Source organism: Brachybacterium sp. J144 (assembly GCF_036321705.1).
GTDB lineage: Bacteria > Actinomycetota > Actinomycetes > Actinomycetales > Dermabacteraceae > Brachybacterium.
Genome location: NZ_JAZDCG010000005.1, coordinates 46,154 through 60,017 on the forward strand (window position 1 = coordinate 46,154; position 13,864 = coordinate 60,017).

The following is a 13,864-nucleotide window of genomic DNA, read 5'->3' on the forward strand; positions in this document are numbered from 1 at the left end:
GCTCGGTTCGCCGTCACATCGCGGCGGCGATCAGCCGCCCGCGCGGCGCAGCAGCTCGGTGAGGTGATTGGCCGAGCTCATCACCGAGGCGGCGTGGAGGCGCCCCGGCTGCCGCGTGAGACGCTCGATCGGCCCCGAGATGCTCAGCGCCGCGACGACCCGGCCGTTCGGGCCGCGCACCGGGGCGGAGACCGAGCCGACGCCCGGCTCGCGCTCGCCGATGGACTGCGCCCAGCCGCGCCGGCGCACGGCGGACAGCTGCGTGGCGGTGAAGCGCGCGCCGAGCAGGCCGCGGTGGAGCCGGTCCGGCTCCTCCCAGGCGAGCAGGATCTGCGCGGCGGAGCCCGCCTTCATGGTGAGGGTCGATCCCATGGGGACGGAGTCCCGCAGGCCGATGGGGCGCTCGGCCGCGGCCACGCAGATGCGGTGGTCGCCCTGGCGCCGGTAGAGCTGTGCGGACTCGCCGGTGTGGTCCCGGAGCGCCGCCAGCACGGGGCCGGCGGCCGCGAGCAGACGGTCCTCGCCGGCGGCCGCGGCGAGCTCGCCGAGGCGGGGGCCGAGGATGAAGCGGCCCTGCATGTCGCGGGCGACCAGATGGTGGAACTCGAGGGCGACGGCGAGGCGGTGGGCGGTGGGGCGCGCGAGACCGGTCGACTGCACGAGCTGGGCCAGGGTCGCGGGGCCCGCCTCGAGGGCGCCGAGCACGACGGCGGCCTTGTCGAGCACGCCGACGCCGCTGCCGTTCTCCTCCGGGGTGTTGTCCATGCTCCGATATTGCCGTCTTATTCCCTGAGACGCAAGTGCAGGGGCATCCCGGTCGGATGACGATGGTCGGGCGCTCGCACCCCGAGCGCGTTCCAGCAGGCGGACACGTCCCCGACCCCGGGGGCAGGGAAGGATCGACATGGCGGGGACTCTCGCGGAGAAGGTCTGGGCGGATCATGTGGTCCGTCGCGGGGAGAACGGGGAGCCGGACCTGCTCTACATCGACCTCCAGCTCCTGCACGAGGTGACCAGCCCCCAGGCCTTCGACGGCCTGCGGCAGGAGGGGCGCGCCCCGCGCCGCCTCGACCAGCAGCTCGCGACCGAGGACCACAACACCCCCACGATCGACATCGACAAGCCGATCGCGGACCTCACCTCGCGCACCCAGATCGACACCCTGCGCCGCAACGCCGAGGAGTTCGGCGTGCGGATCCATTCCCTCGGGGACAAGGACCAGGGCATCGTCCACGTCGTGGGACCGCAGCTGGGGCTGACCATGCCCGGCATCACCGTCGTGTGCGGCGACTCCCACACCTCGACCCACGGCGCCTTCGGGGCGCTCGCCTTCGGCATCGGCACCTCCGAGGTCGAGCACGTGCTCGCCACGCAGACCCTGCCGCTGAAGCCCTTCCGCACCATGGCTGTCACCGTGAACGGCTCGCTGCGCCCCGGCGTGACCGCGAAGGACATCATCCTCGCCGTCATCGCGAAGATCGGCACCGGCGGCGGTGCGGGCTACGTGCTCGAGTACCGCGGCGAGGCCATCCGCGCCCTCTCCATGGAGGGCCGCATGACGATCTGCAACATGTCCATCGAGGCCGGCGCCCGCGCGGGCATGATCGCGCCCGACGAGACCACCTTCGAGTACGTGAACGGCCGCCCCCACGCCCCCCGCGGCGCGGACTGGGACGAGGCCGTCGCCTACTGGCGGACCCTGCGCAGCGACGACGACGCCGTCTTCGACGCCGAGGTGATCATCGATGCCGACGAGCTCGAGCCCTTCGTCACCTGGGGCACGAATCCCGGTCAGGGCCTGCCGCTCTCGGCGACCGTCCCCGCCCCCGAGGACTTCACCGACGACACCTCGCGCACCGCCGCCGAGAACGCGCTGACCTACATGGATCTGGTCCCCGGCACCCCGCTGAAGGACATCCGGGTCGACACCGTGTTCATGGGCTCGTGCACCAACGGGCGCATCGAGGACCTCCGCGCCTTCGCCGAGACGATCAAGGGGCGGAGCAAGCACCCCGAGGTGCGGGTGCTGGTCGTCCCCGGCTCCGCCCGCGTGCGGATCCAGGCCGAGCAGGAGGGTCTGGACCAGGTGTTCCTCGACTTCGGTGCCGAGTGGCGTCAGGCCGGCTGCTCCATGTGCCTGGGCATGAACCCCGATCAGCTCAAGCCCGGCGAGCGAGCCGCCTCGACCTCCAACCGCAACTTCGAGGGCCGGCAGGGCAAGGGCGGTCGCACGCACCTGGTGTCCCCGGTGGTCGCCGCCGCGACCGCCGTGCGCGGCACCCTGTCCTCGCCGTCCGACCTGCTGACCAACGCCTGAGGAGCCCGCCATGGAAGCCTTCACCACCCATACCGGCATCGGCGTCCCGCTGCGCCGCAGCAATGTCGACACCGACCAAATCATCCCCGCCGTCTACCTCAAGCGGGTCACGAAGACCGGCTTCGACGACGGCCTCTTCAACGCCTGGCGCAGCAACGATCCCGACTTCGTGCTGAACCGCGAGCCCTACACGCGGGGCTCCGTGCTCGTGGCGGGCCCCGACTTCGGCACCGGCTCCTCCCGCGAGCACGCCGTCTGGGCGCTGCGCGACTACGGCTTCAAGGCCGTCCTCTCGAGCCGCTTCGCGGACATCTTCCGCGGCAACTCGGGCAAGCAGGGCCTGGTCGCGGGAGTCCTCGCCCAGGACGACATCGAGCAGCTGTGGAAGATCCTCGAGGAGGCCCCGGGCACCGAGGTGACCGTGGACCTCGAGGCGCGCCAGGTGCGCGCCGGCGATGCGGTCTTCCGCTTCGAGATCGACGACTACACCCGCTGGCGCCTGATGGAGGGGCTGGACGACATCGGCCTCACCCTCCGCCACGAGGAGGACATCACCGCGTTCGAGGCGAAGCGCCCCTCGTGGATGCCGAAGACGCTGCCGGCCCGGACCGCCGAGACGGAGTGATCCTCTCCCGGAGGTCGGGGGCGGGCCAGGGCGCTCCGGTATGGTGTGCCGGTCAGACCCGGGTGCCTGGGCGCCCGACCTCCGAGGACAGGACACCATGAGCTCGACTTTCCATGTGCGCGGCGGACGGCCGCTCGACGGCGAGATCACCGTCCGCGGCGCGAAGAACCTCGTCTCCAAGGCGATGGTGGCGGCGCTGCTCGGCGAGGCCCCCAGCGTGCTGCACTCGGTCCCGGACATCCGTGACGTCCAGATCGTCTCCCAGCTGCTCTCGATCCACGGGGTGAAGGTCGAGCGCGACGTGGAGGGCGGGGTCCTGCGCATGGACCCGTCTAACGTGGAGCGCGCCCACGCCGCGGAGATCGACGCCCATGCGGGCAGCTCCCGCATCCCGATCCTCTTCTGCGGCCCGCTCCTGCACCGTCTCGGCGAGGCGATCATCCCCGACCTCGGCGGCTGCCGCATCGGCGACCGGCCCATCAACTACCACCTCGACGTGCTGCGCAGCTTCGGCGCCGAGGTCGACAAGCGCGAGCTGGGCATCTACATCACCGCCCCGAACGGCCTGCACGGCACGACCATCAACCTCGAGTACCCGAGCGTCGGGGCGACCGAGCAGGTGCTGCTGACCGCGGTCCGCGCCGAGGGCATCACCGTCCTCACCAACGCCGCGGTCGAGCCCGAGATCGAGGACCTCATCTCGGTGCTGCAGAAGATGGGCGCGCTCATCACCCTGCAGACCGACCGCACCATCACCATCGAGGGCGTCGCGCACCTCGGCGGCTACGAGCACGTCGCCCTCCCGGACCGCATCGAGGCGGCCTCGTGGGCCTGCGCGGCCCTGGTCACCAAGGGGTCCGTGTTCGTGCGCGGGGCGCAGCAGAAGCCGATGTCGACCTTCCTGAACACCTTCCGGAAGATCGGCGGCGGCCTCGACATCACCGAGGCCGGCATCCACTTCTTCCACCCCGGCACCCCGCTGCGGGCGATCGCGGTCGAGACCGACGTCCACCCCGGCCTGATGACCGACTGGCAGCAGCCGCTCGTGGTCGCCCTGACCCAGGCCGACGGCATCTCGATCATCCACGAGACGGTCTACGAGAACCGGCTCGGCTTCACCTCGGCGCTCAACGACATGGGCGCCCACATCCAGGTGTACCGCGAGTGCCTCGGCGGGTCCTCCTGCCGCTTCGGCCGCCGCAACTTCAACCACTCCGCCGTGATCTCCGGCCCCAAGCCGCTGCGCGGGGAGGAGATCACCGTGCCCGACCTCCGCGGCGGGTTCTCGTATCTGATCGCCGCCCTCGGGGCCGAGGGCGTGTCCACCATCCACGGCATCGATCTGATCGACCGCGGCTACGAGTCCTTCCGCGACAAGCTGACGGCGCTCGGCGCCGAGTTCTGGGAGAAGTGACCTGATGACCCTCGACGGCTCCCGCGGCGCGGCCGGCTCGCTTGCCCTGCGCGACATCCCGATCCCCGACTACTGCGATGTGGTGATCGTCCCCACCCGCGGGGTCGAGGAGTCGGATCCGCGGGTGTGGGCCGAGGCGATCTTCTCCCACGAGAACACGCCGCTGTCGAAGCGGGGGATGCTCGCGCTGCGCGACGAGGCGATCCGCCTCTTCGACATGGTGCCGCCGCCGGAGAAGGACTTCGTGGCCGACGAGGTGGTGGGCTCGGAGGCGCTGATCAAGGACGACGACGCGAACCTGCAGGTCCGCATCGGGATCGCCCTGCTGCCCGGCGGGGACCTGCTCCAGGTCACCACCGCCGTGAAGTACCGCTCGGTGCGGGGCCGCATCGCCTTCGCCCCGCGTCGGCTGATGCATGCCGCGGCGGTCAACACCCTCGCCCGTCGGGCGCCGACGACGCTGCGCCGCCGGACCGTCACGTCGACCTCGACGGTCCGCCACCTCACCGGTCAGGCGACCCGCAAGGCCCTCGGCCGCTCCACCGCCACGGAGGACTGACATGCCGCGGCGCGATGTCAGCCGCCGGGCCGGATGGGTCATCGCCCTCGCCCAGATCCCGCTGCGCCCGCTCCTCGCGCTGCTGACCCGGCCCCGCTGGATCGGGGTGGAGAACCTCCCTCCCACCGGGGCGGTCATCGCGTGCGGCAACCATCTCAGCGCCCTCGACGCGCTCTCCTACGGCCATCTGCTGCAGGCCGGCGGCATCGCCCCGCGGTTCCTGGCCAAGGAGGCGATGTTCCAGGTGCCCGTGCTCGGCGCGCTGCTGCGCGGCGCCCAGCAGATCCCCGTCTCGCGCGGCACGGGCCGCGGGGCCGACGCCCTCACGGCCGCCAAGCGGGCGCTCGGCCGCGGGGAGATGCTGATGGTCTTCCCCGAGGGCACCTACACCCGCGACCCCGAGCTCTGGCCCATGCAGGGCCGCACGGGGGCGGCGCGCCTGGCTCTCGCGACCGGGGCGCAGCTGCTGCCGATCGCCAGCTGGGGCGGTCGCCGCCTCTGGCCCGTCGGTTCCCCGATACCGCATCCCGGCCCGGGCCGCCGCCTCACCGTGCGGGTGGGGGAGGCGTACTCCGTCTCCCGCCTGGCGGGGGAGACCGAGCAGCAGGCGGCGCTGCGGATCACCGAGGACCTGATGCGGCGCATCACCGCCCTGCTCGGCGAGATCCGCGGCGAGGAGCCGCCGTCGGCCCTGCACGATCCGCGCGGCGATGCGCACCGCCCCGAGATCGGCCGCACCGATCCGGGCTTCCGACCTCCGAGGCAGCGGTCATGAGGCGCCTCGCGGTCCTCGGCGCGGGCAGCTGGGGGACGACCTTCGCCCAGGTGCTCGCCGACGGCGGCTCCGAGGTGATGCTCTGGGCGCGCCGCGAGGAGGTCGCGGCAGAGGTCCGGACCGAGCATCGCAACAGCGCGTATCTCGGCGAGCACCTGCTCCCCGAGGCGGTCGGCGCCACCTCACGGATCGACGAGACGCTCGAGGGGGCCGACGGGATCGTCCTCGCCGTCCCCGCCCAGTCGCTGCGCGCGACCCTCGCGGCCTGGCCTGCGCTCCCGGAGGTGCCAGTGCTGTCGCTGATCAAGGGCATCGAGCGCGGCACCGACGCGCGGATCAGCGAGGTGATCGCCCAGGCCGGCCGCACCGACCCCGCACGGATCGGGGTGCTCTCCGGCCCGAACCTCTCCGGGGAGATCGCTCGCCGCCAGCCCTGCGGCAGCGTCGTCGCGGCTCCCGACCATACCCTCGCCGAGTCGCTCGCCATGTGGTGCCAGACGTCCTACCTGCGGGCCTACACCTCCACCGACGTGATCGGGGTCGAGATCGCCGGAGCCGTCAAGAACGTCATCGCGATCGCCGTCGGCGCCGCGACCGGGCTGGGGCACGGCCACAACACCACCGCCTCCCTGATCACCCGGGGCCTCGCCGAGATCACCCGGCTGGGCGTCGCCCTCGGCGGCCGCCCCGAGACCTTCGCGGGCCTCGCGGGGATGGGCGACCTGGTCGCGACCTGCTCCTCCCCGCTCTCCCGGAACCACCGCCTCGGCCTCGCCCTCGGACGCGGGCTCGACGTCATGTCCGCCGCGCAGGAGGTCGGCCAGACGGCCGAGGGGGTCGCCACGGCCCGCGCCGTCGGCGATCTCGCGGCGCGGCTCGGGGTCGACATGCCGATCACCCGCGCGGTCGTGGATGTCGTCGATCACGGTGCCCGCATCGAGGACGTCACCACGGCCCTGCTGTCGCGGTCGATCCGCCCCGAGTGATTACCCTGGCCAGCATGAGAACCACCGTCGCCCTCCTGTTCGGCGGCCGCAGCGGCGAGCACGGCATCTCGTGCGTGACCGCCGGCGGCATCCTCTCCGCGATCGACCGGGAGCGCTTCGACGTGCTCGCGATCGGCATCACGCGGGCGGGGCGCTGGGTGCAGGTCTCCGCCGACCCCTCCGACTGGACGCTCGTCGACGGCAACGCCCCCGAGGTCCACGACACCGGGGTCGAGGTGCTGTTGCCCGCCGTCCGCCACCGGGCGGGGGAGCCGATCGTGCTGCGTGCGCTCGACGACGGCGCGGTCCGCGACCTGGCGGAGGTCGACGTGGTCTGGCCGCTGCTGCACGGCGCCTACGGCGAGGACGGCACCGTCCAGGGCCAGCTCGAGATGCTCGACATCCCCTACGTCGGCTCGGGCGTAATGGCCTCCGCTGCGAGCATGGACAAGGCAGCGACGAAGACCCTGCTGCGCACCGCGGGCCTCGAGTGCGCCCCCGGCATCGTCGTGCACGAGGATCACTGGGCCCGGGAGGAGGGCCGCGTCCTCGCCCATCTGCAGGAGCACCACCCGCTGCCCTGGTTCGTCAAGCCCGCCCGCGCCGGCTCGAGCCTCGGCGTCTCCCGCGTCTCCCGCCCGGAGGACCTCGGCGCCGCGATGAAGACCGCCTTCGCGGAGGATCCGAAGGTGCTCATCGAGCAGGGCATCGTCGGCCGCGAGGTCGAGTGCGGGGTGTTGCAGGGACGCGACGGCGGCGAGCCCCGCACCACCATCCCCGGCGAGGTCACCGTGGGCGACGACCTCGAGTTCTACGACTACGAGTCGAAGTACTTCGGGAAGGGCACCGTCTCCATCGACGTGCCGGCCTCCCTGCCCGATGCGGTCCTGGAAGAGGTGCGCGAGGTCGCCTCCCGCGCCTTCACCGCCCTGGGGCTGGAGGGCCTCGGCCGGGTGGACGTGTTCGTCACGGAGGACTCCCGCGTGGTGATCAACGAGGTCAACACGATGCCCGGCTTCACGCCGTACTCGATGTTCCCCGTGCTCTGGAAGAACATGGGACTGTCCTATGCGGACCTCATCGCGGACCTGGTCGAGCAGGCCGCGGCACGGCGGCTCGGCCCCCGCTGAGCCGGAGGAGCGGCGCGGCCCGGGGCAGCGCGGGGCGTCGTGTCCCGGCCGCCGACGGCCTCAGGCAGCGTCGCCCGGACCGATGCAGTAGGTGGAGGCGACCGTGTTCGCGCTGACCACCCGGGAGAGGTCGAGCGCCGCCGCCGAGGGCTGGTCCGGGGCGGCCGAGCTCGGCACCGACACGTCGATCGCGGGCTCCCGGCCGTAGGTGGTGTAGAGGAAACCGCCGTCGATCTCCGAGACGATCCAGTCGATCCGGACCCCGTCCCCGTCCTCGAGGGTCGTGCACCGCTCCGTAGTGGGGCCGGGTGGGGTCACGCCGCAGCGCATCACCACGGTGTCCTCGCCGGAGCCCCAGGCGGCGGTGCCCTGGCTGGAGGTCTCCGTGCGCGCCAGGCCCAGCACCTCCTGCGGCGCCCCGATCACCACGTCGGCGCAGGTGGGGTCCGCGGCGAACTCTCCGGAGGGCACCGTCACGGTGCCGCAGGCGGTCAGGGTCGCGGCGAGCACGCCGGCGGCGGCCAGGGCGAGGGGACGACGGAGGACGAGCACCCGTCGAGCCTACGGCACACTGGCCCCATGACCTCGACGCCGCCCTCCGGGGAGGCGGGCCTGCTCGCCCGCATGCTCCCGCACCTGAGCCCCTCCCCGCTCGCCGAGGTCGGTCCGGGCGACGATGCGGCGGTGCTCCGCCTGCCCAGCTCGCGCCTGGTCGTCTCGACCGACACCCTCACCGAGGGCGTGGACTTCCTGCCCGGGGTGATCACCCCGACCCAGCTCGGCCGCCGCGCCGCGGTCCAGAACCTGGCCGACATCGCTGCGATGGGCGCCCGTCCCCACGCCCTCGTCGTCTCGGTCACGGCCCCCGCGGGGACCGACGGGGGCGTCTTCGAGGAGATCGCCGCCGCCCTCGGAGCTCGCGCGGAGGCCGACGGCGCGCACGTCGTCGGCGGCGACCTGGGCCGCGGCGACCTGCTCTCGCTGACCGTCACGGCGCTCGGCACCCTCGCCGCGGGGGAGGTCCCCGTGCTGCGCTCCGGCGCCCGCCCCGGGGATCTGCTCGCCGTCGGCACCGAGCGATTGGGCCGCTCCGCCGCCGGACTCGCTGTCGTGCTCGCCGGCCGCGACGAGCCCGCCGAGCTGGTGGCCTTCCACCATGCCCCGGAGGTGGACCTCCGCCTCGGCTGGACCGTCGGGCGCGCGGCGAGCGCGATGCTCGACCTCTCCGACGGGCTGGTGCGCGATGGCGGCCGGATCGCCGCCGCCTCCCGGGTCGTGATCGACCTCGACCCCGATGCCCTCGCCCCCGACATCGAGGCCCTCCGGCCCCCGGCGCGGGACGAGGCCGAGGCGCGCGCCTGGGTGCTGCACGGCGGCGAGGAGCATGCGATGCTCGCGACCTTCCCACCGGGCGCGGTCCCCGCGGGCTTCCGGGTGCTCGGCGCGGTGCGCGCCCCGGCGGCGGGGGAGGAGCCGGCGATCCTGCTCGGCGGTGACCGCATCCCCGGAGGTGGTTTCGACCACTTCGCGGACGGGTCGTAGGCTGGACGGCGGTCCGTTCCCCCGAAGGAGACATCCATGCCGATCACCGTGAAGGCCCTGCAGAAGACCGGCCCGGAGCAGCCGTTCCGCGTCACCACCATCGAGCGCCGCGATCCGCGCCCGACCGACGTCGTCATCGACATCAAGGCCGCCGGCATCTGCCACAGCGACATCCACACCATCCGCAACGAATGGGGCGAGGCGCACTTCCCCCTCACCGTCGGCCACGAGATCGCGGGCGTCGTGTCCGCGGTCGGCGCCGAGGTCACCGACTGGTCGGTCGGCGATCGCGTGGGCGTCGGCTGCATGGTCGACTCCTGCGGCGAGTGCGCGCAGTGCCTCGCGGGCGAGGAGCAGGCGTGCCTCGAGGGGAACGTCGGCACCTACAACGCGAAGGACGTCGACGGCACGATCACCCAGGGCGGCTACGCCGAGAAGGTCGTGGTCGACCAGCGCTTCGTTCTGCGCATCCCCGACGCCCTGGACTTCGACGTCGCCGCGCCGCTGCTCTGCGCCGGCATCACCAGCTACTCGCCGCTGGCCCGCTGGGGCGCCGCGGAGAAGCGAGCCGACGGCTCGCCGAAGAAGGTCGCGGTACTCGGCATGGGCGGTCTCGGACACATGGGCGTGCGCATCGCCGCCGCCATGGGCGCCGAGGTGACCGTGCTGTCCCGCTCCCGCAAGAAGGAGCAGCTCGCCCTCGACCTCGGCGCCCAGCGCATGCTCTCGACCACCGAGGACGGCTTCTTCTCCGCGCACCGCGGCGAGTTCGACCTGATCCTCAACACGATCAGCGCCGACATCGACGTGGACGCCTACCTGCGCCTGCTCGTGCCGCGGGGCGTGATGGCGGTCGTGGGCCTGCCGCCCGCGAAGCAGCAGCTCTCCTTCGGCACGCTGATCGGCGGCGGCCGGGTCCTCGCCGGCTCCAACATCGGCGGCATCGCCGAGACCCAGGAGATGCTCGACTTCTGCGCCGAGCACGGCTTCGGCGCCGAGATCGAGGTCGTCGGCGTGGACGAGGTCGACGCGACCTACGACCGCGTGGTCGCCGGCGAGGTGTTCTTCCGCGCGGTCATCGACACCTCCACCTTCGCGGGCGCTGCCGCGGAGTGATCCTCAGGCACAGCCCCCTACGGCTGTTCTGCTGCGAACAGCGGACGAACAGTGGAATGATCCGCAGGGGGCCGTGCTCTCGGGCCCCGCTCCGTAGGCGGTAGCCGGGCCGCGCTGGGCCGGACGCCTCCCGGGCCACGGTCCCGGAAGGCGGCCCCGGAACACGAAGGAGCCCCCACCCGATCGGGTGGGGGCTCCTTCGGAAAAAGGTCCTGGCGGTCTCGCTCAGGCGCCGAGGGTGCTGACCTTGCCCGCCTTGAGGCAGGAGGTGCAGACGTTCACCTTCTTGCTGGTGCCGTTGATCACGGTCCGGACGGACTGGATGTTCGGGTTCCAGCGACGCGAGGTGCGGCGGTGCGAGTGGGACACGCTCTTGCCGAAGCTCGGGCCCTTGGCGCAGATGTCACACGTGGAAGCCACTGTCGTCTCCTGAAAGTCGAATGCTGATCGAGGTGCCCGACCATCTCTGGGGTGCAGAGTCGGCGACCTCGGAGGTCAGGGCAACCACGGCATCGTAGCCCATCCATGCCTCCCGACTGAAGGGGAGAGGGGGCCCGACGGGCTGTGGACTCCGACACAGCCCGCGGGCCAGGTGGCACGATGGGCACATCATCGCACGTCGGACGGAGGAAGCGGATGGCCAGAACGCCCCGGACCACCTCGGGATCGATGCCGCTCTCCGAGCTGTTGATCTCCAAGGAGTCCCGTGCGATGGCGTCCTTCGCGGTGCGCGATCTCGACGAGATGCTGCGTTTCCCGCCGCGGCGCTATGTCACCCCCGCGCCGCTCCGTTCCCTGCGCGAGGTGCAGGACGGCGAGGAGGTCTCGGCGATCGTGACCGTCGGGTCGATCCGCGACCGCAGCATGCGCTCGCGTCGCGGCCACCTGCTCGAGGTCGAGGTCTCCGACGGCAGCGACACCCTCGAACTGGTCTTCTTCCTCAGCCATGCCGGCCAGGTCGAGTGGCATCGTGCCCGGATGGGGCAGGGCGGCACGATCCTCGTGCGCGGCACGGCGCACCGCGATCAGCGGCGGGGCCGCTTCCAGATCGCCCACCCGGAGTACGAGCCCGTCGACGACACCCCGGCCGCGCGGGCCCAGGCGCTGCGACCCCGGCCCGTCTACCCGCTGAAGAAGAACATCGCGCAGGCCACCATGCGCTCGGCCACCGCCGTCGGGCTTGAGAACGCGAAGCTGCTGCGCCGCCCGGTGCCTCCGGAGGTCCTCGCCGCCCGGGGGCTGCCCGCCCTCGAGGACGCGGTGCGCCTGCTCCACGATCCCGCCGATCTCGACGAGGCGCGGCGCGGCCGCGACGTCCTCGCCTTCGAGGAGGCCTTCGTGCTGCAGGCGATCTTCGCCGAGCGCCGCGCCCGCGACGAGCGCACCCCGGCCCCTGCGCTGCGGGCGGACGGTCCGTTGCAGGGCGAGTTCGATGCCCGGCTCCCCTTCGCCCTGACCGCCGGTCAGATCACGGTCGGCGAGGAGATCGCCGAGCGCATCGCCCGCGAGCACCCCACCTCCGTGCTGCTCCAGGGGGACGTCGGCTCCGGCAAGACCGTCGTCGCGCTGCGGGCCATGCTCCGCGCCGTCGACTCGGGTCACCAGGCGGTGCTGCTCGCTCCCACCGAGGTGCTCGCCGAGCAGCATCACCGCACGATCACGGCGCTCCTCGGCGATCTCGCCGGGGCCGGGCGTCTCGACGGCCACGCCGACGCGACCCGGGTACGCCTGCTCACCGGCTCCCAGCGCACCGCCGACCGCCGCGAGACGCTCCTCGACGTCACCAGCGGTGCCGCCGGTATCGTGATCGGTACCCACGCGCTGCTCACCGAGACCGTCGAGTTCGCGGCCCTGGGCCTGGTGGTCATCGACGAGCAGCACCGCTTCGGCGTCGATCACCGCCGGCGCCTGCGCGCCAAGGGTCCCGAGGGGCGCAGTCCCCACGTCGTGGTGATGACGGCGACGCCGATTCCGCGCACGGCGGCGCTCGCGACCGTCGGCGATCTCGACGTCCTCTCCCTGCGGGAGAGCCCCGGGCACCGCCGCGGCGTGACCAGCTTCGCGGTGCACGAGTCCCTCCCCGCGTGGGAGCGGCGCATGTGGGAACGGGCCGGGGAGGAGATCAGCGAGGGCCGCCAGGTGTTCGTGGTCTGCCCCCGGATCGACGAGGACGAGGAGGTCCCCGAGGGGGAGGAGCCTGCTCGCGGCGTGCTCGCGACCGCCGAGCGGCTGGCCCGTCGGCCCGAGCTCGGCGGCGCCCGGATCGGCGTCCTCCACGGCCGGATGAGCGCCGAGGAGAAGCAGGAGACCATGGCGCGCGTCCTCGACGGTCGCCTCGATGTGCTGGTGGCGACCACCGTCATCGAGGTCGGGGTCGACGTGCCGAACGCATCGGTGATGATCGTCCTGGACGCGGAGCTCTTCGGCGTCTCCCAGCTGCACCAGCTGCGCGGCCGCGTCGGCCGCGGCGAGCACCCCGGCCTCGCCTTCCTCGACACCCGCGCCGTGCCCGGCTCCGAGGCGTCCCGGCGCCTGGAGACCATCGCCGGGGCGACCGACGGCTTCGAGCTCGCCGAGAAGGACCTCGCCCACCGCGGCGCCGGCGACCTCGTGGGGGAGGAGCAGTCCGGGCTGCAGCGCACCCTGCGCCATCTCGACCTGCGGCGCGACGCCGAGCTCGTCGAGCAGGCCCGCGAGGACGCCTTCGCCCTGCTCGAGCAGGACCCCGAGCTGACCGACCACCCGGCGCTCGCGGCCGCCATCGCGGACCGCCTGCGCCATGCCGACCCCGACGTGGAAAGGAGCTGAGATGCCGCGGCTGATCAGCGGAGACCTCGGCGGACGCACCATCCCCGGACCGCCCGGGAAGGGGACCCGCCCCACCTCCGACCGGGTGCGGGAGGCGCTCTTCTCCCGCCTCGACGGCTGGGACGCGCTGCGCGGCGCGCGCGTCCTGGACCTCTACGCCGGCACCGGCGCTCTCGCGCTCGAGGCCCTCTCCCGTGGCGCGGCCCGCGCCCTGCTGGTCGAGCTGCATCCGCCGACCGCGAAGCAACTGCGGCGCACGCTCGAGGAGCTCGGCCTGCGCGGCCGCGCGGAGGTCCGGGCCGGACGCGCCGAGACGGTCGCCGCACAGCTGGCCCCCGGCGCGGACTGGGACCTGGTCTTCCTGGACCCTCCCTACGACGTGCCCACCTCCGCCCTCGAGGAACTGCTGGAGGTACTCCGTCCGGCCCTCTCCGACGAGGCGCTCGTGGTGATCGAGCGCTCGAGCCGCACCTCGCCGATCACCTGGCCCACCGGCTGGACCGACGACGGCACGAAGACCTACGGCGAGACGGTGCTGCAGTTCGGCGGGCCCGATGTGCGCGTCGACGGCACGGCGCACGCGGAGGACTAG

At 72.9% G+C, this 13,864-nt stretch carries 14 protein-coding genes; 11 read left to right on the top strand and 3 right to left on the bottom strand.

Annotated elements, in window-relative coordinates:
* Positions 1 to 30: 30 nt before the first annotated feature.
* On the bottom strand, positions 31 to 765 hold the full coding sequence (locus V1260_RS03255; protein ID WP_329745362.1) for an IclR family transcriptional regulator: 735 nt from the start codon (positions 763 to 765) through the stop codon (positions 31 to 33).
* A 139-nt stretch (positions 766 to 904) separates the two neighbouring features.
* Here V1260_RS03255 and leuC point away from each other — a divergent pair, with 139 nt between their 5' ends.
* The 7 genes from leuC to V1260_RS03290 all read left to right on the top strand — a co-directional run bounded on the left by leuC (position 905) and on the right by V1260_RS03290 (position 7,806).
* A complete protein-coding gene (leuC, locus tag V1260_RS03260; RefSeq protein ID WP_329745363.1) occupies positions 905 to 2,317 on the top strand; it encodes a 3-isopropylmalate dehydratase large subunit in 1,413 nt (470 codons plus the stop codon).
* A 10-nt stretch (positions 2,318 to 2,327) separates the two neighbouring features.
* Positions 2,328 to 2,942, top strand: coding sequence for a 3-isopropylmalate dehydratase small subunit (gene leuD, locus V1260_RS03265; protein WP_329745364.1), 615 nt, complete (start codon positions 2,328 to 2,330; stop codon positions 2,940 to 2,942).
* 97 nt (positions 2,943 to 3,039) lie between these two features.
* Positions 3,040 to 4,356, top strand: coding sequence for a UDP-N-acetylglucosamine 1-carboxyvinyltransferase (gene murA / locus V1260_RS03270; RefSeq protein WP_329745365.1), 1,317 nt, complete (start codon positions 3,040 to 3,042; stop codon positions 4,354 to 4,356).
* 4 nt (positions 4,357 to 4,360) lie between these two features.
* Positions 4,361 to 4,915 carry a hypothetical protein gene (locus V1260_RS03275; protein WP_329745366.1) on the top strand — a complete coding sequence of 185 codons (555 nt, stop codon included), beginning with the start codon at positions 4,361 to 4,363 and terminating at the stop codon, positions 4,913 to 4,915.
* A gap of 1 nt (position 4,916) precedes the next feature.
* Positions 4,917 to 5,690, top strand: coding sequence for a lysophospholipid acyltransferase family protein (locus tag V1260_RS03280; RefSeq protein WP_329745367.1), 774 nt, complete (start codon positions 4,917 to 4,919; stop codon positions 5,688 to 5,690).
* Positions 5,687 to 6,676 carry an NAD(P)H-dependent glycerol-3-phosphate dehydrogenase gene (locus V1260_RS03285; protein ID WP_329745368.1) on the top strand — a complete coding sequence of 330 codons (990 nt, stop codon included), beginning with the start codon at positions 5,687 to 5,689 and terminating at the stop codon, positions 6,674 to 6,676. The genes V1260_RS03280 and V1260_RS03285 overlap by 4 nt, the downstream gene beginning before the upstream one ends.
* Before the next feature lie 14 nt (positions 6,677 to 6,690).
* Positions 6,691 to 7,806 (top strand): D-alanine--D-alanine ligase family protein, encoded by a 1,116-nt coding sequence (locus tag V1260_RS03290; protein WP_329745369.1) that lies wholly within the window; start codon positions 6,691 to 6,693, stop codon positions 7,804 to 7,806.
* A 60-nt stretch (positions 7,807 to 7,866) separates the two neighbouring features.
* Here the strand turns inward: V1260_RS03290 and V1260_RS03295 are convergent, their stop codons facing one another.
* Entirely contained in the window at positions 7,867 to 8,358 is a 492-nt protein-coding gene (locus V1260_RS03295; RefSeq protein ID WP_329745370.1) for a DUF3515 family protein, read from the bottom strand.
* Positions 8,359 to 8,385: 27 nt separating this feature from the next.
* Between V1260_RS03295 and thiL the strand changes: the two genes are divergently transcribed.
* Positions 8,386 to 9,348 carry a thiamine-phosphate kinase gene (gene thiL, locus V1260_RS03300; RefSeq protein WP_329745371.1) on the top strand — a complete coding sequence of 321 codons (963 nt, stop codon included), beginning with the start codon at positions 8,386 to 8,388 and terminating at the stop codon, positions 9,346 to 9,348.
* A 36-nt stretch (positions 9,349 to 9,384) separates the two neighbouring features.
* On the top strand, positions 9,385 to 10,464 hold the full coding sequence (locus V1260_RS03305; RefSeq protein ID WP_329745372.1) for an NAD(P)-dependent alcohol dehydrogenase: 1,080 nt from the start codon (positions 9,385 to 9,387) through the stop codon (positions 10,462 to 10,464).
* 225 nt (positions 10,465 to 10,689) lie between these two features.
* Here the strand turns inward: V1260_RS03305 and rpmB are convergent, their stop codons facing one another.
* Positions 10,690 to 10,884 carry a 50S ribosomal protein L28 gene (gene rpmB / locus V1260_RS03310; RefSeq protein ID WP_329745373.1) on the bottom strand — a complete coding sequence of 65 codons (195 nt, stop codon included), beginning with the start codon at positions 10,882 to 10,884 and terminating at the stop codon, positions 10,690 to 10,692.
* Positions 10,885 to 11,100: 216 nt separating this feature from the next.
* Between rpmB and V1260_RS03315 the strand changes: the two genes are divergently transcribed.
* Together V1260_RS03315 and rsmD are read left to right on the top strand one after the other, a co-directional pair.
* Entirely contained in the window at positions 11,101 to 13,272 is a 2,172-nt protein-coding gene (locus V1260_RS03315; protein WP_329745374.1) for an ATP-dependent DNA helicase RecG, read from the top strand.
* 1 nt (position 13,273) lies between these two features.
* Positions 13,274 to 13,864 carry a 16S rRNA (guanine(966)-N(2))-methyltransferase RsmD gene (gene rsmD / locus V1260_RS03320; RefSeq protein ID WP_329745375.1) on the top strand — a complete coding sequence of 197 codons (591 nt, stop codon included), beginning with the start codon at positions 13,274 to 13,276 and terminating at the stop codon, positions 13,862 to 13,864.

Excerpts from the sequence above, each read along its gene's own strand:
- leuD (WP_329745364.1), top strand. The coding sequence starts at position 2,328 with ATGGAAGCCTTCACCACCCATACCGGCATCGGCGTCCCGCTGCGCCGC.
- V1260_RS03290 (WP_329745369.1), top strand. The coding sequence starts at position 6,691 with ATGAGAACCACCGTCGCCCTCCTGTTCGGCGGCCGCAGCGGCGAGCAC.
- rsmD (WP_329745375.1), top strand. The coding sequence starts at position 13,274 with ATGCCGCGGCTGATCAGCGGAGACCTCGGCGGACGCACCATCCCCGGA.
- leuC (WP_329745363.1), top strand. The coding sequence starts at position 905 with ATGGCGGGGACTCTCGCGGAGAAGGTCTGGGCGGATCATGTGGTCCGT.
- V1260_RS03315 (WP_329745374.1), top strand. The coding sequence starts at position 11,101 with ATGGCCAGAACGCCCCGGACCACCTCGGGATCGATGCCGCTCTCCGAG.
- thiL (WP_329745371.1), top strand. The coding sequence starts at position 8,386 with ATGACCTCGACGCCGCCCTCCGGGGAGGCGGGCCTGCTCGCCCGCATG.
- V1260_RS03275 (WP_329745366.1), top strand. The coding sequence starts at position 4,361 with ATGACCCTCGACGGCTCCCGCGGCGCGGCCGGCTCGCTTGCCCTGCGC.
- V1260_RS03255 (WP_329745362.1), bottom strand. The coding sequence starts at position 765 with ATGGACAACACCCCGGAGGAGAACGGCAGCGGCGTCGGCGTGCTCGAC.
- V1260_RS03305 (WP_329745372.1), top strand. The coding sequence starts at position 9,385 with ATGCCGATCACCGTGAAGGCCCTGCAGAAGACCGGCCCGGAGCAGCCG.
- V1260_RS03285 (WP_329745368.1), top strand. The coding sequence starts at position 5,687 with ATGAGGCGCCTCGCGGTCCTCGGCGCGGGCAGCTGGGGGACGACCTTC.
- V1260_RS03280 (WP_329745367.1), top strand. The coding sequence starts at position 4,917 with ATGCCGCGGCGCGATGTCAGCCGCCGGGCCGGATGGGTCATCGCCCTC.
- murA (WP_329745365.1), top strand. The coding sequence starts at position 3,040 with ATGAGCTCGACTTTCCATGTGCGCGGCGGACGGCCGCTCGACGGCGAG.